Source organism: Burkholderia anthina, assembly GCF_902498995.1.
GTDB classification, from domain to species: domain Bacteria; phylum Pseudomonadota; class Gammaproteobacteria; order Burkholderiales; family Burkholderiaceae; genus Burkholderia; species Burkholderia anthina.
Map to the genome: position 1 here is coordinate 113,394 of NZ_CABVLY010000012.1, position 26,130 is coordinate 139,523.

The 26,130-nt window shown below is 69.0% G+C and carries 19 protein-coding genes and 1 pseudogene; 12 read left to right on the forward strand and 8 right to left on the reverse strand.

All coding sequences use genetic code 11. The features are described 5' to 3' along the window. Window positions 1–69 precede the first annotated feature (69 nt). Both BME24068_RS17225 and BME24068_RS17230 read left to right on the forward strand, forming a co-directional pair. Complete coding sequence (locus BME24068_RS17225; protein WP_174926781.1) at window positions 70–2,643, forward strand: heavy metal translocating P-type ATPase; 2,574 nt, start codon at window positions 70–72, stop codon at window positions 2,641–2,643. A gap of 10 nt (window positions 2,644–2,653) precedes the next feature. Next, the gene (locus BME24068_RS17230; protein WP_174926782.1) at window positions 2,654–3,013 is read left to right on the forward strand and encodes a zinc ribbon domain-containing protein; all 360 of its coding nucleotides are present in this window, start codon (window positions 2,654–2,656) and stop codon (window positions 3,011–3,013) included. 83 nt (window positions 3,014–3,096) lie between these two features. Here the strand turns inward: BME24068_RS17230 and BME24068_RS17235 are convergent. Further along, window positions 3,097–3,665 (reverse strand): annotated as a pseudogene (locus tag BME24068_RS17235) (AraC family transcriptional regulator); the annotation flags it as partial. A gap of 333 nt (window positions 3,666–3,998) precedes the next feature. On the opposite strand from BME24068_RS17235, the gene BME24068_RS17240 reads away from it, so the two are divergent. The 4 genes from BME24068_RS17240 (at window position 3,999) to eutC (ending at window position 9,341) form a co-directional block, all read left to right on the forward strand. Further along, window positions 3,999–5,462 carry a mechanosensitive ion channel gene (locus BME24068_RS17240; protein WP_096506691.1) on the forward strand — a complete coding sequence of 488 codons (1,464 nt, stop codon included), beginning with the start codon at window positions 3,999–4,001 and terminating at the stop codon, window positions 5,460–5,462. A gap of 188 nt (window positions 5,463–5,650) precedes the next feature. Further along, window positions 5,651–7,063, forward strand: a complete 1,413-nt coding sequence (gene eat / locus BME24068_RS17245) for an ethanolamine permease (RefSeq protein WP_096506690.1) — start codon at window positions 5,651–5,653, stop codon at window positions 7,061–7,063. Window positions 7,064–7,155: 92 nt separating this feature from the next. Beyond that, window positions 7,156–8,553, forward strand: a complete 1,398-nt coding sequence (locus BME24068_RS17250; RefSeq protein WP_174926784.1) for an ethanolamine ammonia-lyase subunit EutB — start codon at window positions 7,156–7,158, stop codon at window positions 8,551–8,553. Next, window positions 8,550–9,341 (forward strand): ethanolamine ammonia-lyase subunit EutC, encoded by a 792-nt coding sequence (gene eutC / locus BME24068_RS17255; RefSeq protein ID WP_174926785.1) that lies wholly within the window; start codon window positions 8,550–8,552, stop codon window positions 9,339–9,341. The genes BME24068_RS17250 and eutC overlap by 4 nt, the downstream gene beginning before the upstream one ends. Before the next feature lie 15 nt (window positions 9,342–9,356). Here eutC and BME24068_RS17260 read toward each other — a convergent pair whose 3' ends face one another. Then, on the reverse strand, window positions 9,357–10,241 hold the full coding sequence (locus tag BME24068_RS17260; RefSeq protein WP_096506687.1) for a LysR family transcriptional regulator: 885 nt from the start codon (window positions 10,239–10,241) through the stop codon (window positions 9,357–9,359). A gap of 147 nt (window positions 10,242–10,388) precedes the next feature. Between BME24068_RS17260 and BME24068_RS17265 the strand changes: the two genes are divergently transcribed. Beyond that, the gene (locus BME24068_RS17265) at window positions 10,389–12,011 is read left to right on the forward strand and encodes an MFS transporter (protein ID WP_096506686.1); all 1,623 of its coding nucleotides are present in this window, start codon (window positions 10,389–10,391) and stop codon (window positions 12,009–12,011) included. Window positions 12,012–12,248: 237 nt separating this feature from the next. Here BME24068_RS17265 and BME24068_RS17270 read toward each other — a convergent pair whose 3' ends face one another. Further along, window positions 12,249–12,677, reverse strand: coding sequence for a pyridoxamine 5'-phosphate oxidase family protein (locus tag BME24068_RS17270; protein WP_174926786.1), 429 nt, complete (start codon window positions 12,675–12,677; stop codon window positions 12,249–12,251). Window positions 12,678–13,000: 323 nt separating this feature from the next. On the opposite strand from BME24068_RS17270, the gene exaC reads away from it, so the two are divergent. The 3 genes from exaC (at window position 13,001) to BME24068_RS17285 (ending at window position 16,608) form a co-directional block, all read left to right on the forward strand. After that, complete coding sequence (gene exaC, locus BME24068_RS17275; RefSeq protein WP_174926787.1) at window positions 13,001–14,527, forward strand: acetaldehyde dehydrogenase ExaC; 1,527 nt, start codon at window positions 13,001–13,003, stop codon at window positions 14,525–14,527. 300 nt (window positions 14,528–14,827) lie between these two features. Beyond that, window positions 14,828–15,367, forward strand: a complete 540-nt coding sequence (locus BME24068_RS17280; RefSeq protein WP_174926788.1) for a hypothetical protein — start codon at window positions 14,828–14,830, stop codon at window positions 15,365–15,367. A 206-nt stretch (window positions 15,368–15,573) separates the two neighbouring features. Continuing rightward, window positions 15,574–16,608 carry a helix-turn-helix domain-containing protein gene (locus tag BME24068_RS17285; RefSeq protein ID WP_096506683.1) on the forward strand — a complete coding sequence of 345 codons (1,035 nt, stop codon included), beginning with the start codon at window positions 15,574–15,576 and terminating at the stop codon, window positions 16,606–16,608. A gap of 46 nt (window positions 16,609–16,654) precedes the next feature. On the opposite strand, the gene BME24068_RS17290 is transcribed toward BME24068_RS17285, so the two are convergent. After that, window positions 16,655–17,746 (reverse strand): glycosyltransferase family 9 protein, encoded by a 1,092-nt coding sequence (locus tag BME24068_RS17290; protein ID WP_174926789.1) that lies wholly within the window; start codon window positions 17,744–17,746, stop codon window positions 16,655–16,657. Beyond that, a complete protein-coding gene (locus BME24068_RS17295) occupies window positions 17,743–19,446 on the reverse strand; it encodes a thiamine pyrophosphate-binding protein (protein WP_174926790.1) in 1,704 nt (567 codons plus the stop codon). The genes BME24068_RS17290 and BME24068_RS17295 overlap by 4 nt, the downstream gene beginning before the upstream one ends. Window positions 19,447–19,761: 315 nt before the next feature. On the opposite strand from BME24068_RS17295, the gene vapB reads away from it, so the two are divergent. Both vapB and BME24068_RS17305 read left to right on the forward strand, forming a co-directional pair. Next, entirely contained in the window at window positions 19,762–19,998 is a 237-nt protein-coding gene (vapB, locus tag BME24068_RS17300; protein ID WP_174926791.1) for a type II toxin-antitoxin system VapB family antitoxin, read from the forward strand. After that, window positions 19,998–20,399 carry a type II toxin-antitoxin system VapC family toxin gene (locus BME24068_RS17305; protein WP_174926792.1) on the forward strand — a complete coding sequence of 134 codons (402 nt, stop codon included), beginning with the start codon at window positions 19,998–20,000 and terminating at the stop codon, window positions 20,397–20,399. The genes vapB and BME24068_RS17305 overlap by 1 nt, the downstream gene beginning before the upstream one ends. Before the next feature lie 68 nt (window positions 20,400–20,467). Here the strand turns inward: BME24068_RS17305 and BME24068_RS17310 are convergent, their stop codons facing one another. The 3 genes from BME24068_RS17310 to gcvP all read right to left on the reverse strand — a co-directional run bounded on the left by BME24068_RS17310 (window position 20,468) and on the right by gcvP (window position 26,102). Then, complete coding sequence (locus BME24068_RS17310; protein WP_174926793.1) at window positions 20,468–21,856, reverse strand: L-serine ammonia-lyase; 1,389 nt, start codon at window positions 21,854–21,856, stop codon at window positions 20,468–20,470. A 30-nt stretch (window positions 21,857–21,886) separates the two neighbouring features. Continuing rightward, window positions 21,887–23,023: an alginate lyase family protein gene (locus tag BME24068_RS17315; RefSeq protein ID WP_096506678.1), complete on the reverse strand. Its 1,137-nt coding sequence runs from the start codon at window positions 23,021–23,023 to the stop codon at window positions 21,887–21,889. A 151-nt stretch (window positions 23,024–23,174) separates the two neighbouring features. Next, window positions 23,175–26,102: an aminomethyl-transferring glycine dehydrogenase gene (gene gcvP / locus BME24068_RS17320; RefSeq protein ID WP_174926794.1), complete on the reverse strand. Its 2,928-nt coding sequence runs from the start codon at window positions 26,100–26,102 to the stop codon at window positions 23,175–23,177. Between the last annotated feature and the right edge of the window lie 28 nt (window positions 26,103–26,130).

Genomic DNA, 26,130 nt, shown 5'->3' on the forward strand with positions numbered 1-26,130 from the left:
TGCAAGGCTTGACCTTGTAGTGGCTTCAGGGTGTTAACTCTACACCGTCAAGCCATAGAGGAGGTTGTCATGACCGACGCCCAGCGTACCCACGACCCACGACACCGTCATGCCGGCGGCGCCGAGACCTGCTGCGCCGACGCGCGCGACTCGCAGGCGGCGACCGTCGACGACACGGCGCCGGCGGCCGGCGAGCACGCGCACGGCGACGGCGCATCGCGCGGCGCGCAGCCGCACGGATGCGGCCACGACCATGACCACGATCATGCATCCGCGCACGGCACGGGGCACGATCACGACCACGGCGGCCATGCCGGCCACGCACGCGGCGACGGGCATGGGCACGGCGCGGCATGTTCGCACGACCCTGCCGCGCATGATCATGCCGGTCACGACCACGACCACGACCACGACCACGACCACGACCACGCGGCCGGCGACTGCTGCGCGCCCGCCGCGCTGACGCTCGCGCCGCTCCCGGTCGCGCAGGCCACCGCATCGGGCCACGTGCGTTCCGCGTTCCGGATCATGCAGATGGACTGCCCGACCGAGGAAACGCTGATCCGCAAGAAGCTCGGCGGCATGCAGCAGGTATCGGCGCTCGAATTCAACCTGATGCAGCGGATGCTGACCGTCGACCACGTGCCCGGCGCGCAGCCCGCGATCGAAAGCGCGATCCGCACGCTCGGGATGACGCCGGAGGCCGCGTCGGCCGATGCGCCGGCCGCCCGCGTCGCCGACGCGCCCGCGAAGCCGTGGTGGCCGCTCGCGCTGGCCGGCGTCGCGGCGATCGCGTCCGAAGCGGCGAACTGGGTCGGCCTGCCGGTGTGGCTGTCGGCCGTGCTCGCGCTCGCGGCGGTGCTCGCATGCGGGCTGACCACCTACAAGAAAGGCTGGATCGCGATCCGCAACGGCAATCTGAACATCAACGCGCTGATGAGCATCGCGGTAACCGGCGCGATGGCGATCGGCCAGTGGCCGGAAGCGGCGATGGTGATGGTGTTGTTCACGATCGCCGAACTGATCGAGGCGAAGTCGCTCGATCGCGCGCGCAATGCGATCCAGGGCCTGATGCGGCTCGCTCCCGACACCGCGACCGTGCAGGACGCCGATGGCGCGTGGCGCACCGTCGAAGCCGCGCAGGTGGCGCTCGGCGCGGTCGTGCGCGTGAAGCCGGGCGAGCGGATCGGGCTGGACGGCGAAGTCGTCGCGGGCCGCTCGACGGTGAACCAGGCGCCGATCACCGGCGAAAGCCTGCCGGTCGAGAAGGCGGCCGGCGACGCCGTGTACGCGGGCACGATCAACGAGTCGGGTTCGTTCGACTATCGCGTGACGGCGGTTGCGGCCAATTCGACGCTTGCGCGGATCATCCACGCGGTCGAGGAAGCGCAGGGCGCGAAGGCGCCGACGCAGCGTTTCGTCGACCAGTTCGCACGCGTCTATACGCCGATCGTGTTCGCGATCGCGCTGCTGGTCGCGGTGGTGCCGCCGCTCGTGCTGGGCGGCGCGTGGCACGACTGGATCTACCGCGCGCTGGTGCTGCTCGTGATCGCATGCCCGTGCGCGCTGGTGATCTCGACGCCGGTGACGATCGTGTCGGGCCTCGCGGCCGCGGCGCGGCGCGGGATTCTCGTGAAGGGCGGCGTCTATCTGGAAGAAGGCCGCAAGCTTGCGTGGCTCGCGCTCGACAAGACCGGCACGATCACGCACGGCAAGCCGGTGCAGACCGACTTCGACCTGCATGCCGCCGACGTCGACGCCGCGCAGGTGCGTCATCTCGGCGCGAGCCTCGCGGCGCGCTCCGATCACCCGGTGTCGCAGGCGATTGCCGCGGCGGCCCGCGACGCGCAGACGGCAGCGTTCGCCGATGTAGAGGACTTCGAAGCGATCGTCGGGCGCGGTGTGCGCGGCACGATCGACGGCGTGCGCTACTGGCTCGGCAACCACCGGCTCGTCGAGGAGCTCGAACGCTGCTCGCCGGCGCTGGAGGCGAAGCTCGATGCGCTCGAGCGGCAGGGCAAGAGCGTCGTGATGCTGGTCGACGACACGCGCGTGCTCGGCATTTTCGCGGTGGCCGACACGATCAAGGACACGAGCCGCGCGGCGATCGCCGATCTGCACGCGCTCGGCATCCGTACCGCGATGCTGACCGGCGACAACCCGCACACCGCGCAGGCGATCGCGCAGCAGGCCGGCATCGACGATGCGCGCGGCAACCAGTTGCCGGAGGACAAGCTCGCGGCGGTCGAGGAACTGGCGGCCGGCGGCGCGGGCGCGGTCGGGATGGTCGGCGACGGGATCAACGATGCGCCGGCGCTCGCACGCGCCGACATCGGTTTCGCGATGGGCGCGATGGGCACCGACACGGCGATCGAGACGGCCGACGTCGCGCTGATGGACGACGACCTGCGCAAGATTCCCGCGTTCGTGCGGCTGTCGCGCGCGACGCATCGCGTGCTGGTGCAGAACATCGGTTTCGCGCTCGGCGTGAAGATCGTGTTCCTCGGCCTGACGGTCGCGGGGCTCGGCACGATGTGGATGGCCGTGTTCGCCGATGCGGGCGCGAGCCTGATCGTCGTCGGCAACGGCTTGCGGCTGTTGTCGAAGGCCGGCGTGTTCGACGGCGCGCAGACGCAGCGATGAGGAGCGGGCGATGCGCTTTCTGAAACGGATCCTGGGTGGCCACGGCGGCGGGCATGGCGGCGGCCATCACGGCAACCACGGTGGCGGGCAACACGGCAGCCACGGTGCGGAAGGCCATGGCAGCCACGATGCGCGCGGCCGCGACCGTCACGGTTGGGGCCGGCAGTCGCAGCCCGACGCGCAGGGCGGCAACGCGCCGCTGCGCCAGCACGCCTGCGCGGGCTGCGGCGCGCTCAACGCGGCGGACGCGCGATTCTGCGCGCAGTGCGGCACCTCGCAGCGTGGCAACGCGTGCAGCCGCTGTCACGCCGCGCTGGCGGCCGATGCACGCTTTTGCCCGAGCTGCGGGACGCAAGCAGGTCGCGCCTGATCGCCGGCCCTTGGCCGGCCGCACGATCAGGCAGACGCATCATCCCGGTCTCGACGTACGCCGGCCGGCCCGTGCCCCTTCACTCACCGCAGCGGTAAATAAATCTCGGTTTGCAGGTCGGCCGGCGCCGCATCCATCGGCGTGTTCAGATACAGCTCGAACGACGGCGCATCGGCGGCTTCGCGGCCCGAGTGACGCAGCCAGTCGCCGTACAGCCACTGGTAGGCCGCTTTCAGGTCCGCATACGGTCCCGTGTGCAGCAGCACCGCATGATCGCCGCCCGCGATCGTTACACGCTCGACCGGCGGCGCCGGCGCGACGTCCGGCGCGCCGTCGGCCGGCACGAAACAGGCTTTCGCCCGCAATTGCGCTTCGGGCGTCGTATCCGGATCGTCGTAGAAGATCCCGATCATCTTCGCGCCGGGGCCGATCAGTCCGTGCTGCGCGACCCACGCGCCGATGTGCCCGAACGCGTCGCCGACCTTCAGGTACGCACCCGTGTGCGCAACCGCATACCCGCGCAGCTCCGGCAGCCGCCGGATCTCGACTTCATGCTTGAACATGCCTTCTTCTCCTCGCTTTAACGGCTAGACGGACGGATCGGCCGGTGTGGCACAGGCGGCATACCGCAAGCATCGCGAATTGCATACGCGCGACCCGCGCCGCATGGCGCAGCCACGCGGGCGTGCCGGTTTGCGTGGCGACGGTCATCGGCAGGCTCCGGCAGGAATCGACGCCACGGTAGCACACGCACGATGGATAAATCTTGCGGAGAGGCGTAGGCATGCTAAATCTGCCCCTTTTTTATTTCATCGAAATGGGGTTCCGCCCCTGCGATCTATGACTAAAGTTAAAGACGGTGAAATCCGATGAATACGTCATTTTTCTCGGGTAAGTTGCTCGGGCGGCACAGCACGGTTTTCGAAGTACGCAGGTAGTTCGTCGATGTTCAATCGCAACGCCACGTTTTTCGGGAGAAGAAGAAATGGATGCTTCCAGCTTCATCACGTCGCTGCAGACCACGCTAGGCGGATACCTGCCCAAGATCGCGGGCGCGATCGGCATCCTGGTGATCGGCTGGCTGATCGCCGTGGTGGTGCGGGCCGGCGCGCTCCGGCTGCTCAACGCGCTGAAGGTCGACCAGCGCATCAACGAAAGCACCGGCCAGGGCGCCTGCGTCGAGCGCATCGTCGCCGGCGGGCTGTTCTGGCTCGTGCTGCTCGTCACCGCGGTGGGGATCTTCAACGTACTGAATCTGTACGCGGTCTCCAATCCGTTCTCGCTGCTCGTCACGCACATCGTCAACTACCTGCCGAACCTGATCGGCGGCGCGGCGCTGACGCTGATCGCGTGGCTCATCGCGTCGCTGCTGCGCAGCCTCGCGAGCCGTGCGCTGAAGGCGAGCAAGGTCGACGACAAGCTGTCCGAAAGCGCGGGCATGCAGCCGATGAGCGGCTACCTCGGCGACGTGCTGTTCTGGCTCGTGATCCTGATGTTCCTGCCGGCGATTCTCGCGTCGTTCGCGCTGTCCGGCCTGCTGTCGCCGGTGCAGGGGATGATCGACAAGCTGCTCGCGATCGTGCCGAACCTGTTTGCGGCCGCGGTGATCGGCTTCGTCGGCTGGGTCGTCGCGCGCGTGCTGCGCGGTCTCGTGACGAACCTGCTGGTTGCCGCCGGCGCGGATCGTCTCACCGCGCGGCTCGACAGCCCGACGCCGGTGCGCGTGTCGAGCCTGATCGGCACGATCGTCTACGTGTTCGTGTTCGTGCCGACGCTGATCTCCGCGCTCGACGCGCTGAAGATCGACGCGATCTCGATGCCCGCCACCAACATGCTGAACCAGTTCCTCGGCGCGGTGCCGGACATCGTCGCGGCGATCGTGATCGTGCTCGTCACGTTCTATTTCGCGCGCTTCGTCGCATCGCTCGCGCAGAAGCTGCTGGAAGCCGCCGGCGCCGACGGGCTGCCGGCCGTGCTCGGCGTCGAACGCGTGTTCTCCGGGATCCTGCAGCCGTCGGTGCTGGTCGCACGGCTGATCGTGTTCTTCGCGATGCTGTTCGCCGCGGTCGAAGCCGCGAACCGGCTCGGTTTCACGCAGGTGCGCGACGTCGTCACGCTGTTCATCGAATTCGGCGGCCACGTGCTGACGGGCGGCGTGATCCTCGTGATCGGCGTGTGGCTCGCGAGCCTTGCGCGTCGCGTGATCGAGCAGGCCGACCGCGAACACAGCGTGCTGTTCGCGCGGATCGCGCAATTCGCGATCCTCGGCCTGGTGTTCGCGATGGGGCTGCGCGCGATGGGCATCGCCAACGAGATCGTGCAGCTCGCGTTCGGCCTCGTGCTCGGTGCGATCGCGGTGGCGGTCGCGCTGTCGTTCGGCCTCGGCGGTCGCGAAGCGGCCGGCAAGCTGCTCGACCGCTGGTTCAACCAGCGCGGCGGCGGCCAGTAAGCCGGCCGCGCCACCCCGGCTGCCCGAGGAGGGTAGCCGGGGCGGTCAAGCCGCGCGCAGCGGCGTTGCCGTCGGCGAAACGTCAGCGGCCATCTTTGCCGAATTTCGATAACACGTCGTTTAATGACTCTCTAGCATCGATTCTCAGTCGAGCAGGCCGACAGGCCCGCACCTTTCAGGAGAATCCGATGAAAGCAGAGTCGAATGGCCGGCCCGCCGCCGGCGCCAAGTCGTCCGGCCAGCCCGCGCTGCAGCAGACGCTCGGGACCTGGCAGTTGTGGGGCATCGCGGTCGGCCTCGTGATTTCCGGCGAGTACTTCGGCTGGAGCTACGGCTGGGCGAGTGCGGGCACGCTGGGTTTCGTGATTACCGCGATGTTCGTCGCGGCGATGTATACGACCTTCATCTTCAGCTTCACCGAACTCACGACGTCGATCCCGCACGCGGGCGGCCCGTTCGCGTATGCGCGGCGTGCATTCGGCCCCGCGGGCGGCTATCTGGCCGGCGTGGCAACCCTCGTCGAATTCGTGTTCGCGCCGCCCGCGATCGCGCTGGCGATCGGCGCGTACCTGCACGTGCAGTTTCCGGGGCTCGAACCGAAAAACGCGGCGATGGGCGCGTATCTCGTGTTCATGGCGCTGAACATCGTCGGCGTGCAGATCGCCGCGACGTTCGAGCTGGTCGTCACGCTGTTCGCGATCTTCGAATTGCTGGTGTTCATGGGCGTCGTGTCGCCGGGCTTCGCGTGGAGCAACTTCCTGAAGGGCGGCTGGTCGGGCGCCGATCATTTCAGCGTCGGCGCATTCCACGGGATGTTCGCGGCGATCCCGTTCGCGATCTGGTTCTTCCTCGCGATCGAGGGCGTCGCGATGGCCGCCGAGGAAGCGAAGAACCCGAAGCGTTCGATCCCGATCGCCTACGTGGCCGGCATCCTGACGCTCGTCACGCTGGCGGTCGGCGTGATGGTGTTCGCCGGCGGCGCGGGCGACTGGACCCGCCTCGCGAACATCAACGACCCGCTGCCGCAGGCGATGAAGTACATCGTCGGCGCGAACAGCGGCTGGATGCACATGCTCGTGTGGCTCGGGCTGTTCGGGCTCGTCGCGTCGTTCCACGGGATCATCCTCGGCTATTCGCGCCAGATCTTCGCGCTGGCCCGCGAAGGCTATCTGCCCGAATGGCTCGCGAAGGTGCATCCGCGCTTCAAGACGCCTTACCGCGCGATCCTCGCGGGCGGCGTGGTCGGCATCGCGGCGATCTACAGCGACGAGCTGATTCAGTTCGGCGGCCAGACGCTCACCGCGAACATCGTGACGATGTCGGTGTTCGGCGCGATCGTGATGTATATCGTAAGCATGGCGGCGCTGTTCAAGCTGCGCCGTTCGCAGCCGAACATGGCGCGGCCGTTCCGCGCGCCGCTGTACCCGTTCTTCCCGGCGTTCGCGATCGTTGCCGCCCTGATTTGCCTCGGTACGATGGTGTATTTCAACGGGCTGGTGGCGATGGTGTTCGTCGCGATCCTCGCGCTCGGCTACGCGTACTTCCTCGCGACGCGCTCGCAGCGCGCGAGCGCGCCGGGCGACGCGCTGCTCGAGGAATGAGCATGACGAACGCGAACGGCCGTTCCTGACGGCATCCGGCGCGCCCTGCCGAGCGGGGCGCGCCGTCGGCATTTGGCAAGGAGATTCGAACGATGTCCTATACGGAGACGATCGGCCCGCGCACGTACCGTTTCGCGGACCTGAAGACGCTGCTCGCGAAGGCGAGCCCGCTGCGCTCGGGCGACCAGCTCGCCGGCGTCGCGGCGGCGAGCGAGGAGGAGCGGGTCGCCGCGAAGATCGCGCTCGCGGGCGTGCCGCTGAAAGCGTTCCTGAACGAAGCGGTGATTCCGTACGAACACGACGAAGTCACGCGCCTGATCCTCGACGATCACGACGCGGCCGCGTTCGCCGAAATCTCGCATCTGACGGTCGGCGATTTCCGCAACTGGCTGCTGTCGCCGGTTGCCGACGGCGCCGCGCTCGAACGGATCGCGCCGGGCCTCACGCCCGAGATGGTCGCGGCCGTGTCGAAGCTGATGCGCAACCAGGACCTGATCGCCGGCGCCCGCAAGCGCCGCGTGGTCACGCGCTTTCGCAACACGGTCGGGCTCGCCGGCCGGATGTCGGTGCGGCTGCAGCCGAACCACCCGACCGACGACGTGAAGGGCATCGCCGCGTCGATGCTCGACGGGCTGATGTACGGCTGCGGCGACGCGATGATCGGCATCAACCCGGCGACCGACAGCCTCGCGGCGATCGTGAAGCTGCTCGCGATGATCGACGCGTTTCGCGAGCGCTACGGCGTGCCGACGCAGTCGTGCGTGCTGACGCACGTGACGAACACGATCGCGGCGATCGAGAAGGGCGCGCCGGTCGATCTCGTCTTTCAGTCGATCGCGGGCACCGAAAAGGCGAATGCGAGTTTCGGGATCTCGCTCGCGCTGCTCGGCGAGGCGCACGAGGCCGCGTTGTCGCTCAAGCGCGGCACCGTCGGCAACAACCTGATGTATTTCGAGACCGGGCAGGGCAGCGCGTTGTCAGCGAATGCTCACTTCGGCGTCGACCAGCAGACCTGCGAAGTGCGCGCGTACGCGGTTGCGCGCAAGTTCGACCCGTTCCTCGTGAACACGGTGGTCGGCTTCATCGGGCCCGAATACCTGTACGACGGCAAGCAGATCATCCGAGCGGGGCTCGAGGACCACTTCTGCGGGAAGCTGCTCGGCGTGCCGATGGGGTGCGACATCTGCTACACGAACCACGCGGAGGCCGACCAGGACGACATGGACACGCTGCTGACGCTGCTCGGTGCGGCCGGCATCAACTTCATCATGGGGATTCCGGGCGCGGACGACGTGATGCTGAACTACCAGAGCACGTCGTTTCACGATCAGCTGTACGTGCGCGACGTGCTCGGCTTGCGCCGCGCGCCCGAGTTCGAGGAGTGGCTGGAGACGATGGAGATCGCCGACGCGCACGGTGCGCTGCGCGCCGCGAGCGCGCGCGTGCCGCTGCTCGCGGGCGCGAACGACTGGATGGGGATTTCCGCATGAGCGACGCCGTCGAGAAGAATCCGTGGGCGCAGCTGAAGTCGTTCACGAACGCACGGATCGCGCTCGGCCGCGCGGGCAACAGCCTGCCGACCGCGCCGCTGCTCGCGTTCAATCTGTCGCACGCGCAGGCGCGCGACGCGGTGCACCAGCCGCTCGATGCGGACGCGCTGCGGCGCGAGATCGACGCGGCGGGCTTCGCGACGCTCGGCGTGCAGAGCGCGGCGCCCGACCGTCAGCATTACCTGCGCCGGCCCGACCTCGGCCGCAAGCTGTCCGACGACGGGCGCGCGCTGCTGGCCGGTTACGGCGCGGCGCTCGACGACGCGCCGGACGTGGTGTTCGTGGTCGGCGACGGGCTGTCGGCGTTCGCGGCCGCGAAGCAGGCGCTGCCGCTGCTGGCGGCCGTGCGTCCGCGGCTCGACGCGGACGGCTGGCGGATCGGGCCGGTGGTGGTCGCGACGCAGGCGCGCGTCGCGCTCGGCGACGAGATCGGCGAGCTGCTGCGCGCGCAGGTCGTCGCGATGCTGATCGGCGAACGGCCGGGGCTCAGCTCGCCGGACAGCCTCGGCGTGTACCTCACGTGGGGGCCGAAGGTCGGCTGCCACGACGCGCTGCGCAACTGCATCTCGAACGTGCGGCCCGAAGGGCTGCCGCATGCCGCCGCGGCGCACAAGCTGCATTACCTGATGACGCATGCGCGCCGGCTGGGCCTCACGGGCGTCGGGTTGAAGGACGACAGCGATGCGCTGCTGCCGCAGGCGGAAGCGGAGCGGATCGAGGCGGAGTGACGGCGCGCCGGGCGGCTACCTGAACAGCCGCTCGCACACGAAGTCGACGAACACGCGCAGCTTCGGCGACAACTGCCGGCTCGACGGCCAGACGATCGAGAATTGCCCCGGCGCGATCCGGTAGGCGTCGAGCACGGTGACGAGCGCGCCGCTGTCCAGCGCGTCGCGCGCGAGGAAGTCGGGCATGTAGCCGATGCCGAGCCCCGACATGACCGCGCCGCGCAGCGCTTCCATGTTGTTGCAGGTCATCGCGGTGCGCAGTTTCAGCGGCGTGCCGTCGTCGGTGGCGAGCGCCCAGTCCTGCAGCTTGCCGGTGGTCGGGAAGCAGTAGCGCACGCAATCGTGCGTGTCGAGATCGCGCGGTGCATGCGGCGTGCCGGCCTGCGCGAGATACGCGGGCGTCGCGCACAGCACGAACGCGAACGGGCCGAGCCGCCGCGACATCAGGCTCGAATCCGACAGCGGACCGCTGCGGATCACCGCGTCGAAGCCGCCTTCGACGACATCCACCATCCGGTCGTTGAAATCCAGGTCGAGCTCGACGTCCGGATAGCGCTGCCTGAATTCGGGCAGCACCGGCAGCAGGAACCGGTAGCCGATCACCGGCAGGCTCACGCGCAGCTTGCCGCGCGGGCGCTGCGCGGACGCCGTCACGGTCGCTTCGGCATCGCGGAAATCCTCGAGGATGCGCTGGCAGCGTTCGTAGAAGTGGCGCCCTTCGTCGGTCAGCGTGACGCGCCGCGTCGTGCGGTTGAACAGGCGCACGCCGAGCGACTGCTCCAGCCGCGCGATCGTCTTGCCGACCGCCGATGCCGAGATGCCGAGCGCACGGCCGGCCGCGACGAAGCTGAGCGCTTCGGCGGTGCGCACGAAGGCGGCGATGCCGTTCAGGTTTTCCATCGATATAAGCGGACTGGTTCGGTGAATGGCAATTACGGAATTTTAGTCCGCTATATCCGGAGCTTCGCGTGGTTTTTCGCGGATTGAATCGGATTTATCTTCTGTCGCTCTGACGGCGCGTCCGCGCCGGCTTTTCGAGGAGCGATGATGGATCAGCCTTTTTCAGCCGCTTCGACGCAGTCGGCACGCCGGCGTGCGTGGGTGCTGGCCGCCGTCTGCATGGCCGCCGTTGCGCTGCCGCTGTCGTTTTCGGGCGGGGCGGTCGCGACGCCCGCGATCGGCCGCGACCTGCATGGCGGCCCGGTTGCGATGAACTGGATCACCAACGCATTCATGCTCGCGTTCGGCAGCTTCCTGATGGCGGCAGGCGCGCTCGCCGACCAGTTCGGCCGCAAGCGCGTGTTCGCGATCGGCGTCGGCGGCTTCACGCTGATGTCGGTTGCGCTCGCGTTCGCGCCGTCGATGCGCGCGGTCGATTGGCTGCGTGCCGCGCAAGGGCTTGCGGCGGCCGCGGCGCTCGCGGGCGGCACGGCGGCGCTTGCGCAGGAGTTCGACGGCGCGGCGCGCACGCGTGCGTTCAGCCTGCTCGGTACGACGTTCGGGATCGGGCTCGCGTTCGGGCCCGTGCTCGCCGGCTGCCTGATCGCGCACTACGGCTGGCGCGCGATCTTCGTCACGAGCGCGGTGGCCGGCGTGCTGTCGCTCGGCGTCGGGCTGCCGCGCATGCACGAGTCGCGCGATCCGCATGCGACGGGGCTCGACTGGCCCGGCACGGCCGCGTTCACCGCCGCGCTGACGTCGTTCACGTTCGGCGTGATCGAGGCGCCCGCGCGCGGCTGGGCGGATCCGCTCGTCGTCGCGCTGCTGGCGGGCGCGGCGCTCGGTGCGGCGGCGTTCGTCGCGATCGAGACGCGCGTGGCGCGGCCGATGCTCGACCTGTCGCTGTTTCGCATTGCCCGCTTCGTCGGCGTGCAGGTGCTGCCGGTGTCGACCTGCTGCTGCTACATCGTGCTGCTGGTCGTGCTGCCGCTGCGCTTCATCGGCATCGACGGCTTCAGCGAAATCGACGCGGGCTGGCTGATGCTCGCGATTTCCGCGCCGATGCTGATCGTCCCGCTCGTCGCGGCGACGCTCACGCGCTGGCTGTCGCCCGGCGTGATCTCCGGGATCGGGCTGCTGATCGCGGCCGCGGGGCTCGTGTGGCTGGGCATCGCGCTGCGCGGCGGCGCGGGGCCGGCGGCGATCGCTCCGATGCTCGCGATCGGCGTCGGGGCCGGCATGCCGTGGGGGCTGATGGACGGGTTGTCGGTCAGCGTCGTGCCGAAGGCGCGCGCGGGGATGGCGACCGGGATTTTCAGCACGACGCGCGTGGCCGGCGAAGGGATCGCGCTCGCGATCGTCGGGGCGGTGCTGGCGGCGCTCGCGCATGCCGATTTATCGCCGGCGACAGGCGGTACGTCAGACGCGTCCGGCGCGACGCTGCGGGCGGCCGCGCGGCTCGCGACCGGCGATCTCGCCGGCGCGGCGGCCGTGTTGCCGGGTGTCGGCCGTGCGGCGCTGCTCGCGAGTTATACGCATGCGTTCGATCGGCTGCTGCTCGGCCTGGCGGTCGTGACGGTGCTGTGTGCGGGCGTGGTGTTCGCGTTTCTCGGCGCGCGGCCGGCGGAAGCCGATGCTGACGCGCAGGAGGATGCAGATGAGCCTCCGCATGCCGAAACGCTGGCGCATCGCCGGACCGAACCGGATTGCGTGGAGACGAGCGGGCGGTGAGGGGGGCTGTTGGGCGTTGGCGTGACGGTAATGGCGTGCGGGGCGTTCGTGCATTTCGTCTTCACCGCAACCGCGCACCGACGATCCGCTTCCGGTGCGAATCATCCTCGAGCCCTCGAGCGCTGCGTTGCGCCGCCGTCCCGATGATCGAACCGACGCATCACGTCGATACGCGCCGCGGCAACGCAGTGTCAGCGGCCTTGTTTCGACAGCGGCGAAGTGCGGGAACGCCGCGCGTCACGCCAGCACGAGCGGCGGCAGTGCTTCATCAGCCCGCGCGTGCGCCCGCTCGACGTCAACGACCACGTAACGCAGCGCATCGGGCCACAGATGCGCACGGCTTCCCGCATCCTCGTCGATCGTCGCGCGTCCCTGCACGAGCCACGTCGTCTGCCCGACGAAATCCACGAACAGCAGCGCGATTGCCGGATTCACGAGCAGGTTGCCGATCGTGTTGAACAGGTTGTTGCCTGCGAAATCGGGCAGCACCAGCGTGCGGCGATCGGGCAGGTCGACGAGCGGGCAGAGCGAACCGTCCGCGCGCGGCTGCCGGCCGCGGTACGAACAGTCGCTGTCGCCCGCCGTATTGGCGGTCGCGACGATCAGGAATGCCTGTTCGCGGATGAACGCGACGGCGTCGTCGCTCAGGGGGGCGGGGTCGCTCATGGTGTCGGTCGGCGGGTGGCCGATGCGTGCGAATACGGTGTCGGCACGCAAGCGACATGCCACGCATCGGGCGTCACACGCGGTGCGCCGCTGTGCATCGACACTGTGGAAAATCCGAACACCTGCCGCGCCGGTGTGCCGGCGCGGTGTTCAGAATCGGTACACCCGTTCATCGCGCGCGCGCCACGCCAGCCGCGAGCGGCCGGGCGCACCGTTCCCGTTTCGTCTCGACTCCGTTTGGCACGCATGTTGCGTAAAAGGTGCAGCGCAATCCAACCGGCGCTGTATTCACACAAGCCAAGCACGATGAACAGGAGACATGTATGAACCCGTTTGACCTGAAGCAACTGGGCCTCGACGTCGAATATCCGTATCGTCAGCAGTACGACAACTACATCGGCGGCAAGTGGGTTCCGCCGGTGAAGGGCGAGTATTTCGAGAACGTGTCGCCGATCAACGGCAAGCCGTTCTGCCGCGTGCCGCGCTCGAGCGCCGAGGACATCGACGTCGCGCTCGACGCCGCGCATGCCGCCCGCCGCAAGTGGGGCAAGACGTCGGTGGCCGAGCGCGCGAACCTGCTGCTCGCCGCCGCCGACCGGATGGAAAAGAACCTGAAGCTGCTCGCGGTGGCCGAGACGATCGACAACGGCAAGCCGCTGCGCGAGACGATGGCAGCCGACCTGCCGCTCGCGGTCGACCACTTCCGCTATTTCGCGGGCTGCATCCGCGCGCAGGAAGGCGGCATTTCGGAAATCGACGACAACACCGTCGCCTATCACTTCCACGAGCCGCTCGGCGTCGTCGGGCAGATCATTCCGTGGAACTTCCCGCTGCTGATGGCCGCGTGGAAGCTCGCGCCGGCGCTCGCGGCCGGCTGCTGCGTGGTGATGAAGCCGGCCGAGCAGACGCCCGCGTCGGTGCTGGTGCTGATGGAGCTGATCGGCGACCTGTTCCCGGCCGGCACGATCAACATCGTCAACGGCTTCGGCAAGGAAGCGGGCGAAGCGCTCGCGACCAGCAAGCGCATCGCGAAGATCGCGTTCACCGGCTCGACGCCGGTCGGCAAGCACATCCTGCGTGCGGCGGCCGACAGCCTGATTCCGTCGACGGTCGAGTTGGGCGGCAAGAGCCCGAACATCTTCTTCGCCGACGTGCTCGACCAGGACGACGCGTTCCTCGACAAGGCGCTCGAAGGCCTCGCGATGTTCGCGCTGAACCAGGGCGAAGTGTGCACGTGTCCGTCGCGGATCCTGATCCAGGAATCGATCTACGAGCGCTTCATCGAGAAGGCCGTCGCGCGCGTCGAGCGCATCAAGGCCGGCCACCCGCTCGACCTGCAGACGATGATCGGCGCGCAGGCGTCGCAGCAGCAGCTCGACAAGATCCTGTCGTACATCGACATCGGCCGCGGCGAAGGCGCGCAATGCCTGACGGGCGGCGAGCGCACGGCGCCGGGGGCCGACCTCGGCACGGGCTACTACGTGAAGCCGACGATGCTGCTCGGCAACAACAAGATGCGCGTGTTCCAGGAAGAGATCTTCGGGCCGGTGGCGTCGGTGATGACGTTCAAGGACGAACAGGAAGCGATCGAACTCGCGAACGACACGTTCTACGGGCTCGGCGCGGGCGTGTGGACGCGCAACGGCACGCGTGCGTACCGGATGGGCCGCGAGGTCGAGGCCGGCCGCGTGTGGACCAACTGCTACCACCTGTACCCGGCGCATGCGGCGTTCGGCGGCTACAAGCAGTCGGGCATCGGCCGCGAGACGCACAAGATGGCGCTGTCGAACTATCAGCAGACGAAGTGCCTGCTGGTCAGCTACCAGGCCGAGGCGCTCGGATTCTTCTGATCGCCGAAGCAGGCGGCGAAGTGCCGGAGCCGGCCAGCAGCGCAACGCTGGCCGGTACGGTTGCCGGTTGCGGCCGGTGGCGGATTTCGCGGAAGGTTCGACGGCCGGACGAAGCCTGTCCGGCCGTCGGGCGGTGCCCGCGCCGACACAATCAATACGCCGGCGACCGTTCGTCCGGCACTTCGCTGTTTTTGTCCCTCGACATTCGATACGCGGTCGCGGCTGCGCGTTGCCGGCGGCCTGTGCCGGTAACGGCATCGGCAGTCGCATCGCGCACCGATGGGCCCGACGGAAACCCGCATGGCAGAACCGCCCCGATCCTATCCGCGCCACCCGGTGTTCCACGCGGGTGAGCTCGACGCGCATCGCCGGTTCGGCGTCGCCGACGAAGCCGAGCGGATGAGCGACGTCGTGACGACGCGGCTGAGCATCGGCGTGCGGCAGTTCGTCGAGTCGCAGCCGTTCATGTTCGTCGGCGCGACGAGCGGCGGACCGGCGCTCGTGACCTGCGACATCGTGCAGAGCAGGCGCGACGCGAACGGCGATCTGTGGCCGGTCGTGCGCGTGATCGACACGAAGACGCTGCGTTTCGCGCTGCCGATGCGCGGCGCAGGCGAGCGGCTCGATGCGCGTGCTTGCGATGGCGGCGTCGGGTTGCTGTTCATCGATTTCGTGCGCGGCATCCGCTACCGGATCAACGGCCGCGCGACGTTGCGTACCGATCTGCCGGAAGCGGACGCGGCGCCCTGGCCGGCCGGCAGCCCGATCGTCGAACTGGCGGTCGTGCAGGCATATGGCAACTGCGGCACGCGGGTCGTGCGGTTGCGGCCCGGCGCGTAGCCCGCGGCCCGCGCGGCCTCTCGCGGCGGCCGGCCGCCGGCCGTGCAGATGCCGCACCCGCATGGTGCGCGGCACGCCGTCTCCGGGTGCGCCCGCATGGCGTGCATCGGCCGGGCGGCGTGGAATGACGGGCTTGTCGCCGGACCGTGCGGTTCGGCACGGGACTTGCGTGATGGACGCGGTTCCGGGCAGGTGAGGAGAACACGATGGATCAACGAGTGGAGTGCATCGACGAGCCGACGGCCGCGGATACGCGGTGCAGCGCGCAGGGTGACGACGCGTTGGCCGGCCAGGCCGTGGTCAGCGTCGCGCACGACGCCGACGAGCAGGCGCGCAACCTGATCGGCTGGCGACAGACCTACGACCAGCTCGCGGCCGGCCGCTTCATCGGCACGCTGACCGAGCTGCCGCTCGACACGATGAAACTGTTTCGCGAATCGACCAGCCACCTGCTGCGCCAGGCGTGCGAGGTGCGCGGCGATGCGTACTGGTTCGGCGTCCCGCTGGTGAGCGACGGCACGGCGCGCGTCGATGCGTGCCGCATCGGGCCCGGCGCGCTCGCGTTCCGGCCCGGCAACGTCGAATTCGAATTGCTGACGCCTGCGCAGTTCTCGATCTATGGCGTCGTCGTGCGCGGCGACGTGCTGCGCCGTTATGCGGAGGAAGTCGAACACCGCGCGCTCGACGAGCGGCTGTTCACGCAGCACGTGATCCAGGTCGGCGACACGCGGCTCGCGCGGCTGTGTGCGCTGCTCGGCCGCCGGCTCGACGGCGCGGCGGCCGTGGGCGGCCCGCTGCCGGACGCGCAGCGCGACGACCTGCAGGCCGAGGTGCTGGCCGCATTGTTCGACGCGTGCGCGCAACCGGCGGACGACGGGGCCGGCGGCGCACCGTCGACGCGGCGCTGGATCGTCGAGCAGGCACGCGAATACGTGCTCGCCCATCGCACGCGGCCGGTCGGCGTACCCGAGCTGTGCGAGCAGCTTCACGTGAGCCGGCGCACGCTGCAGTACTGTTTCCAGGACGTGCTCGGCATGGCGCCCGCGACCTATCTGCGCACGCTGCGGCTGAACGGCGCGCGGCGCGACCTGTGCGGGCGGGCGGCCGGTTCGGTGCAGGACGTCGCGGAAGCGTGGGGTTTCTGGCATCTGAGCCAGTTCGCGACCGACTACCGGCGGCTGTTCGGCAAGCGGCCGTCGGAAACGCTGCGCGACCGCGCGGCGATGGTGGCTGCCGGGTGAGCAGCGCGGCGGCGCGTGGATGCCGCTACGGCGGCCGGTTTCGCTGTCAGGCGCCGGCTGCCGCTTCGCGCGGCGCCGGCCACGGCAGCGCATCCCAGTCGATCGCCCGGTAAGCGGCCTCGACCGCCGCGAGATCGTCCGGCCGCTCGCTGCGATGCCGTCCGTGCAATGCGTCCGGCACGTCGAGTGCAACCGGCGCGCAATGCGGATAGTCGCGCACGCGCAGCGCCGGCGCGATCGTCGTGAAACAGCCGAGCGTCGGCACGTCGAAGCCGTCGGCGAGATGCAGCGCGGCCGTGTCGGGCGCAAACAGCACGCTCGCCCCCTTGACCCATGCAATGAAGCCCGCTGTGTCGGCCGCGTCGCGGCTCACGTCGACGTAGGCCGGATGCGCGACGGGGCCGAACCCGACCACCGGCAGCCCGTAGCGGTGTGCCAGCCGTTCGACGAACGCCGCGCGCAGCGCCGGCGGCACGCTGCGCACCGCGGTGCTCGCGTTCGGGCAGAACAGCACGTACGGTCGCCGCCACTCGGCCGGCAGCGCGGGCAGGCGCAACTGCGCGAGCCAGCGATTGCGCTTCGCGGCGGCCGGCACGGCGGCCGGATCCGCGCCGAGCGCGTCGAGAAAGAAGTCGACCATCGGCAGCCGCGCGAATGCGGGCCAGTACAGATGATTGCCGAGATCGATGCACGGCGCGTGTGCGGGCAGCGTTTCGACGGCGCATGGCAGCTGGCGCGAGGGCGCGACGACGTCGGCGGCGAGCGCATACAGCGCGTCGACGTAGCGCGGCGCGCGGGCCGGCCGGTACAGCGTGAAGCGCAGGCCCGGATGCATGGCGCGCAGGGCGGCGAGCGCGGTCAGCCCGATCACCGAGTCGCCGAGTGCGACGCCCATTCCGTTGATCACGTGCACATCCGTCGCACAGCCGTAGTCGAGCCGGAACGGGCGATGCGCGGCGTGCAGCAGGCCGAGCGCCGACGCGGCCGGCACGTGGCCTTCCGCACGACCGGTGCCGCGCTCGAGGTCGTACGGCGCGACGAGCGTGCCGTCGGGCGCAAGCAGCGTGCCGGGGTGGGCCAGCGCGTCGTCGTGCGACAACGCGGGGCCAGCCGGCGCGGCACGCATTTCCACGATCATTCGCCGCGCGCGCGGCGGCCCTGTTCGCGGATCTGCTCGAGAGTCGCGGCCGGCGTGCTGGCGTCCTGCGGGATGCGGATCTCGATCAGCGCCGGCAGCCCGCAGGTCAGCGCGCGTTCCAGCGCCGGGGCGAAGTCCGCGGTGCGCTCGACCGTCTCGCCATGCGCGCCGAATGCGCGCGCATAGGCGGCGAAATCGGGGTTCGTGAGCCCGGTGCCGTGCACGCGGCCCGGATAGTTGCGCTCCTGATGCATGCGGATCGTGCCGAAATGCCCGTTGTTGACGACGATGGCGACGATGTTCAGCCCGTACTGCATCGCGGTCGCGAGCTCGTTGCCGGCCATCATGAAACAGCCGTCGCCGGCGAGCGCGACGACGGCGCGCGACGGGTACAGCGACTTCGCGGCCAGCGCGGCGGGCAGCCCGTAGCCCATCGCGCCGCTGGTCGGCGCGAGCTGCGAGCGGAAGTGCCGGTACGCGAAGTGGCGGTGCAGCCAGATCGCGTAGTTGCCGGCGCCGTTGGTCAGGATCGCGTCGTGCGGCAGGCGTTCGCGCAGCTGCACCATCACGTCGCCGAGCTGGACGTCGCCCGGCATCGGCAGCGGCGCATGCCATTCGCGGTACGCGCGATGCGCGTCGGCGGCCGTGCCGGCCCACGCCGGCTGTGCCGGCGGCTCGAGCGCGGCGAGCGGCGCCGCGATCTCGGGCATCCCGGACACGATCGGCAGATCCGCCGCATATACGCGGCCGAGTTCATCCGCGCCCTGATGCACGTGGATCAGCGTCTGGCGCGTTTTCGGGATGTCGAGCAGCGTGTAGCCGCCCGTCGTCGCTTCGCCGAGGCGCGGCCCGATCACGAGCAGCAGGTCGGCGTCGCGGATGCGCTTGCCGAGCGCCGGATTGATCCCGAGGCCGACGTCGCCCGCGTAGTTCGGGTGTGCGTTGTCGAACGTGTCCTGGAAGCGGAATGCGCATGCGACCGGCAACTGCCAGCGCTCGACGAAGGTGCGCAGGTTCGCGCACGCATCGGGCGTCCAGCCGCTGCCGCCGACGATCGCGAGCGGCCGCTCGGCGCGCGCGAGCCGTTCGCGCAGCTCGTCGAGCTGTGCGGCCGACGGCGATGCCGCGATGCGTTTCGCGGCCGGTGCGACCGGCTGCGGCGCGCACGCTTCGGACAGCACGTCTTCCGGCAGCGCGATCACGACCGGGCCGGGACGGCCGGAGGTCGCGACGTGGAACGCATGGCTCAGGTATTCGGGAATGCGGCGCGGGTCGTCGATCTGCGCGACCCATTTCGCCATCTGGCCGAACATCCGGCGGTAGTCGATTTCCTGGAAGGCTTCGCGGTCGAGGTGCTCGCGTGCGCACTGGCCGACGAACAGGATCATCGGCGTCGAATCCTGGAACGCGGTGTGCACGCCGATCGACGCATGGGTCGCGCCGGGGCCGCGCGTGACGAATGCGATGCCGGGGCGGCCGGTCAGCTTGCCGACCGCCTCCGCCATGTTCGCCGCCGCCGCTTCGTGGCGGCAGACGACCGTCTGGATGCGCGCGGTGTCGTCCGCCAGCGCGTCGAGTACGGCGAGGAAGCTCTCGCCCGGCACGCAGAACGCGCGTTCGACGTGATTGGCGAGCAACGCATCGACGAGCAGTCGTGCGCCGGTGGTGGCGCGCGGCTCGAGATCCTTGGAATGCGACATGGGTTGCCGTCTCCCTGGGTAGCGGGACGTACAGCTTACGCCCGTTGGCCGGCCGCCGGTACGCCGGCTGCTGAAAAGTGTCGGAACGCGGAGCGAGTCGGGCGGCACGTGTTCCATGCGCCGGCTTCGGTTGGCCGAACGGCCAGCTTGTGTGCACGGAGGCGATGGTGAAAAGTGGGCGTTCAGCGGCGAATCGGTGCTTCACGGCCAATCGACGCACGGAACGCCATTGGAAGGCTTATGTACACACATGGATTTACATCGCAGCCCGCATCGGATAATGTACATCCTATGTACATCCGAGCGGAGATCGACATGCATACCACGAAGGTATTCCGGAACGGCAACTCGCAGGCCGTGCGGATTCCCGCCGACCTCGCCTATGAGCGCAGCGATATCGAGCTGGAAATCGAGCGCGTGGGTGACGAAATCCGTATTCGGCCGATGCGGCGGCCTTTGACCCAGGCACTCCGGAAATTCGCGAAGTTCGGGCCGGACTTCATGGTCGAAGGGCGCGGGGATCAGGAGCAGGCCGAACGCGAGGGGGTGTGATGCCGCGCTACATGCTCGACACCAACATGTGCATCTATTTGATGAGGCATCAGCCGGAGCCGGTCGCGAGACGATTTGCGCAGTGTTACACGGGGGACGTCGTGATGTCGGCGATCACGTACGCCGAGCTGGAGTACGGTGTCGCCGTGTGCGCGAGTCCTGCGCGGGAGCGGCGCAATCTTGCCGCGCTGATCGACGATATTCCTGTCGCGCCGTTCGACGTCGCGGCTGCGCAAGCGTACGGCCCGGTTCGCGAGGCCGCCCGCGAGCGGAAGAAGGATCACCTCGATAAATTGATCGCGGCTCATGCGGTGTCGCTCGACGTCGTCCTCGTGACCAACAACGAGCGGGATTTCGTCAGCTATCCGGGATTGCGGCTGGAGAATTGGCTGAACGACTAGCGTCGGGTGTCATGTCCGGCGGTAATGCGGGGTAGCGATCCGCCCCGCGCTACCGCCGGCTCCAGACATCAGCACTCGACGATATTCACCGCCAGCCCGCCGCGCGACGTTTCCTTGTACTTCGTCTTCATGTCGGCGCCCGTCTCGCGCATCGTCTTGATCACCGAGTCGAGCGACACGTAGTGCGAGCCGTCGCCGCGCAGCGCCATGCGCGCGGCGTTGACGGCCTTCACCGACGCCATCGCGTTGCGCTCGATGCACGGGATCTGCACCATCCCGCCGACCGGGTCGCAGGTGAGTCCGAGGTTGTGCTCCATCCCGATCTCGGCCGCGTTCTCGACCTGGCGCGGCGTGCCGCCGAGCACGGCCGCGAGCGCGCCGGCCGCCATCGAGCACGCGACGCCCACTTCGCCCTGGCAGCCCACTTCCGCACCCGAAATCGACGCGTTGAGCTTGTAAAGAACGCCGATCGCGGCAGCCGTCAGCAGGAAGTCGATCACGCCTTGCTCGTTCGCGCCCGGCGTGAAGCGCGTGTAGTAATGCAGCACCGCCGGGATGATGCCGGCCGCGCCGTTGGTCGGCGCGGTGACCACACGGCCGCCGGCCGCGTTTTCCTCGTTGACGGCGATCGCGTACAGGTTGATCCAGTCGACCATCGACAGCGGGTCCTGCAGCGCGCGCTCCGGGTTGCCGGTCAGCGCGCGATACAGCTGCGGCGCGCGGCGCTTGACCTGGAACGGGCCGGGCAGGTTGCCGTCGGCCTCCGGGTTGCCGATCCCGCAGCCGCGCGACACGCACGACTGCATCACGGCCCAGATCTTCAGCAGCCCGTCGCGCGTTTCTTCCTCGGTGTGCCACGCACGCTCGTTTTCCCACATCAGTTGCGCGATCGACTTGCCGGTCGATTCGGTCAGCGCGAGCAGCTCGGCGCCGGTGCGAAACGGGTGCGTCATCTGCTCGGCCGCGCTCAGCACCTTCGTGTTCGGCGCGCCGGCCGTCACGACGAAGCCGCCGCCGACCGACAGGTAGGTCCGTTCGACCAGCACCGTATCGTTCGCGTCGGACGCGCGCAGTTTCATCCCGTTCGGATGCTCGGGCAGCGCCTGCCGGTAGAATGCGATGTTCTCCTTCAGCACGAACGGCACCGGGTGCGTGCCGAGCAGCGCGAGCTGCTTCGTCTTGCGGATGTCTTCGAGCCGCGCGTCGATCGTCTCGGGATCGACGGTGTCGGGCGCGTCGCCGAGCAGGCCGAGCATCACGCCGCGGTCGGTGCCGTGGCCCTTTCCGGTCGCACCCAGCGAGCCGTACAGCTCGACCTTCACGTGCGCCGTCGCGTCGAGCAGCCCGTCGCGTTCGAGGCCCTGGACGAACATCAGCGCCGCGCGCATCGGTCCGACCGTATGCGAACTGGACGGACCGATGCCGATCTTGAAGAGGTCAAACACGCTGACTGCCATTTCGATTCCTGCCTTGCTTTAAGAATAGTGCTAGCGCGCCTGCAATGGCAGGCACGCGGCCAGCCATGCGGGCGGCATGGGGGATAGCTGCCGCGCGACGCGGGCATAGCGCCCGTCGAGCCGCGCGGCCAGATGAAAGAGTTCGGTGGCGTTTTTCGGGTCCCACTGCCCCGTGTAGCCGGGCAAGCCGGCTTCGCGGCGTTTCGCGTCGAACGGCACCGGCGAATTCACGAATTCCTCGTGGGTCTTCTCGCCGAGCGCATACGGCACGAGCCAGTCGAGCGCCGCCGCGAGCGTCGCGCCGTTCGCGCCGCGCTCGCGCAGCCAGTTGCGGTTGAAGCGGCGCGCGGCCAGCGCGGCCGTCACCAGCGGCTGCAGGTCGTACACCGCGTAATGCAGCGCATCGCGTTCGTCGAAATCCCAGGTCTTGCCGTCCGGGCCGATGTTGTCCGCGAGATGCTCGACGAACAGCCGCTGCGCGGCGTTCATCATCTTGCGGTCGCCGAGCGTGAACGCGGACAGCGCGATCAGCTTGATCCGGTGGCTCTGCCAGTTGTTGCGCCAGATGCCGGTGAGCGGCCGCTTTTGCGCATCCACCTGCGCGACGTAGCCGGCGCCCAGCTTCGCGATGAAGGCCGCCGTTGCGTTGCGCGTCTTGACCGGCAGCGCGCTCGCCGTCATGTCGTACGCGATGATCAGGCTGTCGAAGCGCGTCTCGTCGATCGGGTTGAAGCTCGGCTGGTAAGTCGAAACCCACGCGGACAGGAAGCGGTCGACGAGCTGCAGATAACGCGGCGCATTCGTCACGCGCCATGCGAGCGCGGCGTCGCGCATCAGCTCCATGTCCTTCAGCGCTTCGGCACTCTGGTCGTAGATGCCTTCGTGCGGCAGCGTGCCCTCGGTGTGCACGCGCGCCATCGCCTTCGGCTGGTCGCCGATGTGCGCGTCGACGCTGCGGATCAGCGCCTGCACACCCGGCTCGGCCTGCGTCGTCTCGCTCGCCTGCAATGCGGGCGCCGCGCAGAAATTCATCGCGGCATGCGCATTGCCGGCCGCGCCGAGGCCGGCAGCGGCAAACGACAGCGACGCGACGAGCAGCGGCGCGAAACGGCGCGTGCGCGCCCGCTTCGGCACTGCACCATGGCCCGGAAACATCGGACGCACCATGCGGAACTCCTTGATTGGCTGGATCGCGTTTGATGTTAGCCGGATTGGCGGGCGAGCGTGAACCGGATGGTCGGGAGATGAACGCAAAAACCGCACGCAACCGGCGGTTGCGTGCGGTTCGGTCATGGCGGACTCCGGTGTGCAGCGGGCGTTATGCGTATTCCGACATCGGCACGCACGAGCAGAACAGGTTGCGGTCGCCGTAGGCGTTGTCCGCACGGCCGACCGGCGGCCAGTACTTGTTCGTGCCCAGCGACGCGACCGGGTACGCAGCCTGCTCGCGCGAGTACGCGTGCGGCCATTCGTTCGCGGTGACGACGGCTGCCGTGTGCGGCGCGTGACGCAGCGGGTTGTCCTCGCGATCGGCGCGGCCTTCCTCGACTGCGCGGATTTCGTCGCGGATCGCGATCATCGCGGCGATGAAGCGGTCGAGTTCTTCCTGCGATTCCGATTCGGTCGGCTCGACCATCAGCGTGCCCGGCACCGGGAAGCTCATCGTCGGTGCGTGGAAGCCGTAGTCCATCAGGCGCTTCGCGACGTCGTCGACGCTGATGCCGCTCGTTTCCTTGAGCGGACGCAGGTCGAGAATGCACTCGTGCGCGACCAGCCCGCCCGGGCCCGAATACAGCACCGGGTAGTGCGGCGCGAGGCGCTTCGCGATGTAGTTCGCGTTGAGGATCGCGGTTTCGGTGGCGGCGGTCAGGTTCTTCGCGCCCATCATCGCGATGTACATCCACGAGATCGGCAGGATCGACGCCGAGCCGTAAGGTGCCGCCGACACCGCGCCGATGCCGTCTTCCGCGCGTGCGTAGCCGGTCGAACGCTGGTTCGGCAGGAACTTCGCGAGGTGCGCGCCGACCGCGACCGGGCCGACGCCCGGGCCGCCGCCGCCGTGCGGGATGCAGAAGGTCTTGTGCAGGTTCAGGTGCGACACGTCGCCGCCGAACTGGCCCGGCGCGGTCAGGCCGACCATCGCGTTCATGTTCGCGCCGTCGACGTACACCTGGCCGCCGTGCGCATGGACGATCTCGCAGATCTCGCGGACGTTCTGTTCGAACACGCCGTGCGTCGACGGATACGTGATCATGATCGCCGCGAGGTCGTTCGAATGCTGTTCGGCCTTCGCCTTCAGGTCGGCGATGTCGACGTTGCCCTGCGCGTCGCACGCGACGACCACGACCTTCATGCCGGCCATGTGTGCGGAGGCCGGGTTCGTGCCGTGCGCGGACGCCGGGATCAGGCACACGTCGCGATGCGCTTCGCCGCGCGAGGCGTGGTAAGCGTGGATGACCAGCAGGCCCGCGTACTCGCCCTGCGAGCCGGCGTTCGGCTGCAGCGACACGGCCGCGTAGCCGGTGGCCGCGACGAGCATCTGCTCGAGCTGGTCGATCATCTCGCGGTAGCCGACGGTCTGCTCGGCCGGTGCGAACGGGTGGATCTGGCCGAATTCGGGCCACGTGACGGGCAGCATTTCCGACGTCGCGTTCAGCTTCATCGTGCACGAGCCGAGCGGGATCATCGAGCGGTCGAGCGCGAGATCCTTGTCCGACAGGCTGCGCAGGTAGCGCAGCATTTCGGTTTCGGAATGGTGGCGGTTGAACACGTGGTGCGTCAGGTACGTGCTCGTGCGCTCGAGGCCGGCCGGCAGCGCGGCGACGCCGGCGAGGCCTGCGTCCAGCGCGTCGACGGTCGGCGCGGTGCCGCCGGCTGCCTGGGCGAACACGGCGAGGAGATCGGCGAGGTCGTCGCGGGTCGTCGTTTCGTCGACCGACACGCCGACTTGCGTGTCGCTCACGCGGCGCAGGTTGATGCGCTTGGCCTTCGCGAGTTCATGGATCTGCGCGGTGCGCGCGCCGGTGTCGATCGTCAGCGTGTCGAAGAACGTGTCGTTGACGGTCGCGAAGCCGAGGTGCTTCACGCCGGCGGCGAGCAGCGCCGCGATGCGGTTCACGCGCAGCGCGATCGTCTTCAGGCCGTGCGGGCCGTGGTAGACCGCGTACATGCTCGCCATGATCGCGAGCAGCGCCTGCGCGGTACATACGTTCGACGTCGCCTTCTCGCGGCGGATGTGCTGTTCGCGCGTTTGCAGCGCGAGGCGCAGCGCGGGCTTGCCCTGCGCGTCGACGGTCACGCCGACGAGGCGGCCCGGCATCTGGCGCTTGAATTCGTCGCGCACGGCCATGTAGGCAGCGTGCGGGCCGCCGAAGCCCATCGGCACGCCGAAGCGCTGCGTGTTGCCGACCGCGACGTCCGCGCCCCAGTCGCCGGGCGGCGTGAGCACGGTGAGCGCGAGCAGGTCGGCCGCGACGACCACATGGCCGCCGGCCGCGTGGATGGCTTCGGTGAGCGCACGGTAGTCGCGCACGTCGCCGTTGACGCCCGGGTATTGCAGCAGCACGCCGAACGCGTTCGCTTGCGCGGCGTCGGCGGCCGGGCCGGTCTTCACTTCGATGCCGACCGGCAGCGCGCGCGTGCGGATCACTTCAAGCGTTTGCGGCAGCACGTCGTCGGCGACGTAGAACACGTTCGACTTCGGCTTGCCGGTGCGCTGCAGCAGCGTCATCGCTTCGGCCGCGGCGGTGGCTTCGTCGAGCAGCGACGCGTTCGAGATCGCGAGACCGGTCAGGTCGGCGACCATCTGCTGGAAGTTCAGGAGCGCTTCGAGGCGACCCTGGGAAATTTCGGGCTGGTACGGCGTGTAAGCCGTGTACCACGCCGGGTTTTCGAGCACGTTGCGCAGGATCACGGCCGGCGTGTGCGAGTCGTAATAGCCCTGGCCGATATACGAGCGGAACACCTGGTTCTTGTCCGCGAGCGCGCGCAGCGCGGCGAGGGCTTCGGCCTCGCTCTTCGGTTGCGCGAACGGGCCGAGCGGCAGCGTTTCGGCGCGGCGGATCGAGGCCGGGATCACGGCGTCCATCAGGGCGGCGCGCGACGCGAAGCCGAGCGTGTCGAGCATGGCCTGCTGGCTGGCGGCATCGGGGCCGATGTGGCGTTCTGCGAACGCGTCGTGCGTTTCGAGCGCGGCGAGCGAGAGGGGCGTGCGGTTCATCAGGCGGTCCGGGTGTTCGAGCTTCATGGCGTGACTCTGGTCCCGCGCGAGGCCG

Excerpts from the sequence above, each read along its gene's own strand:
- BME24068_RS17225 (WP_174926781.1), top strand. The coding sequence starts at position 70 with ATGACCGACGCCCAGCGTACCCACGACCCACGACACCGTCATGCCGGC.
- BME24068_RS17230 (WP_174926782.1), top strand. The coding sequence starts at position 2,654 with ATGCGCTTTCTGAAACGGATCCTGGGTGGCCACGGCGGCGGGCATGGC.
- BME24068_RS17240 (WP_096506691.1), top strand. The coding sequence starts at position 3,999 with ATGGATGCTTCCAGCTTCATCACGTCGCTGCAGACCACGCTAGGCGGA.
- eat (WP_096506690.1), top strand. The coding sequence starts at position 5,651 with ATGAAAGCAGAGTCGAATGGCCGGCCCGCCGCCGGCGCCAAGTCGTCC.
- BME24068_RS17250 (WP_174926784.1), top strand. The coding sequence starts at position 7,156 with ATGTCCTATACGGAGACGATCGGCCCGCGCACGTACCGTTTCGCGGAC.
- eutC (WP_174926785.1), top strand. The coding sequence starts at position 8,550 with ATGAGCGACGCCGTCGAGAAGAATCCGTGGGCGCAGCTGAAGTCGTTC.
- BME24068_RS17260 (WP_096506687.1), bottom strand. The coding sequence starts at position 10,241 with ATGGAAAACCTGAACGGCATCGCCGCCTTCGTGCGCACCGCCGAAGCG.
- BME24068_RS17265 (WP_096506686.1), top strand. The coding sequence starts at position 10,389 with ATGGATCAGCCTTTTTCAGCCGCTTCGACGCAGTCGGCACGCCGGCGT.
- BME24068_RS17270 (WP_174926786.1), bottom strand. The coding sequence starts at position 12,677 with ATGAGCGACCCCGCCCCCCTGAGCGACGACGCCGTCGCGTTCATCCGC.
- exaC (WP_174926787.1), top strand. The coding sequence starts at position 13,001 with ATGAACCCGTTTGACCTGAAGCAACTGGGCCTCGACGTCGAATATCCG.
- BME24068_RS17280 (WP_174926788.1), top strand. The coding sequence starts at position 14,828 with ATGGCAGAACCGCCCCGATCCTATCCGCGCCACCCGGTGTTCCACGCG.
- BME24068_RS17285 (WP_096506683.1), top strand. The coding sequence starts at position 15,574 with ATGGATCAACGAGTGGAGTGCATCGACGAGCCGACGGCCGCGGATACG.
- BME24068_RS17290 (WP_174926789.1), bottom strand. The coding sequence starts at position 17,746 with ATGATCGTGGAAATGCGTGCCGCGCCGGCTGGCCCCGCGTTGTCGCAC.
- BME24068_RS17295 (WP_174926790.1), bottom strand. The coding sequence starts at position 19,446 with ATGTCGCATTCCAAGGATCTCGAGCCGCGCGCCACCACCGGCGCACGA.
- vapB (WP_174926791.1), top strand. The coding sequence starts at position 19,762 with ATGCATACCACGAAGGTATTCCGGAACGGCAACTCGCAGGCCGTGCGG.
- BME24068_RS17305 (WP_174926792.1), top strand. The coding sequence starts at position 19,998 with ATGCCGCGCTACATGCTCGACACCAACATGTGCATCTATTTGATGAGG.
- BME24068_RS17310 (WP_174926793.1), bottom strand. The coding sequence starts at position 21,856 with ATGGCAGTCAGCGTGTTTGACCTCTTCAAGATCGGCATCGGTCCGTCC.
- BME24068_RS17315 (WP_096506678.1), bottom strand. The coding sequence starts at position 23,023 with ATGGTGCGTCCGATGTTTCCGGGCCATGGTGCAGTGCCGAAGCGGGCG.
- gcvP (WP_174926794.1), bottom strand. The coding sequence starts at position 26,102 with ATGAAGCTCGAACACCCGGACCGCCTGATGAACCGCACGCCCCTCTCG.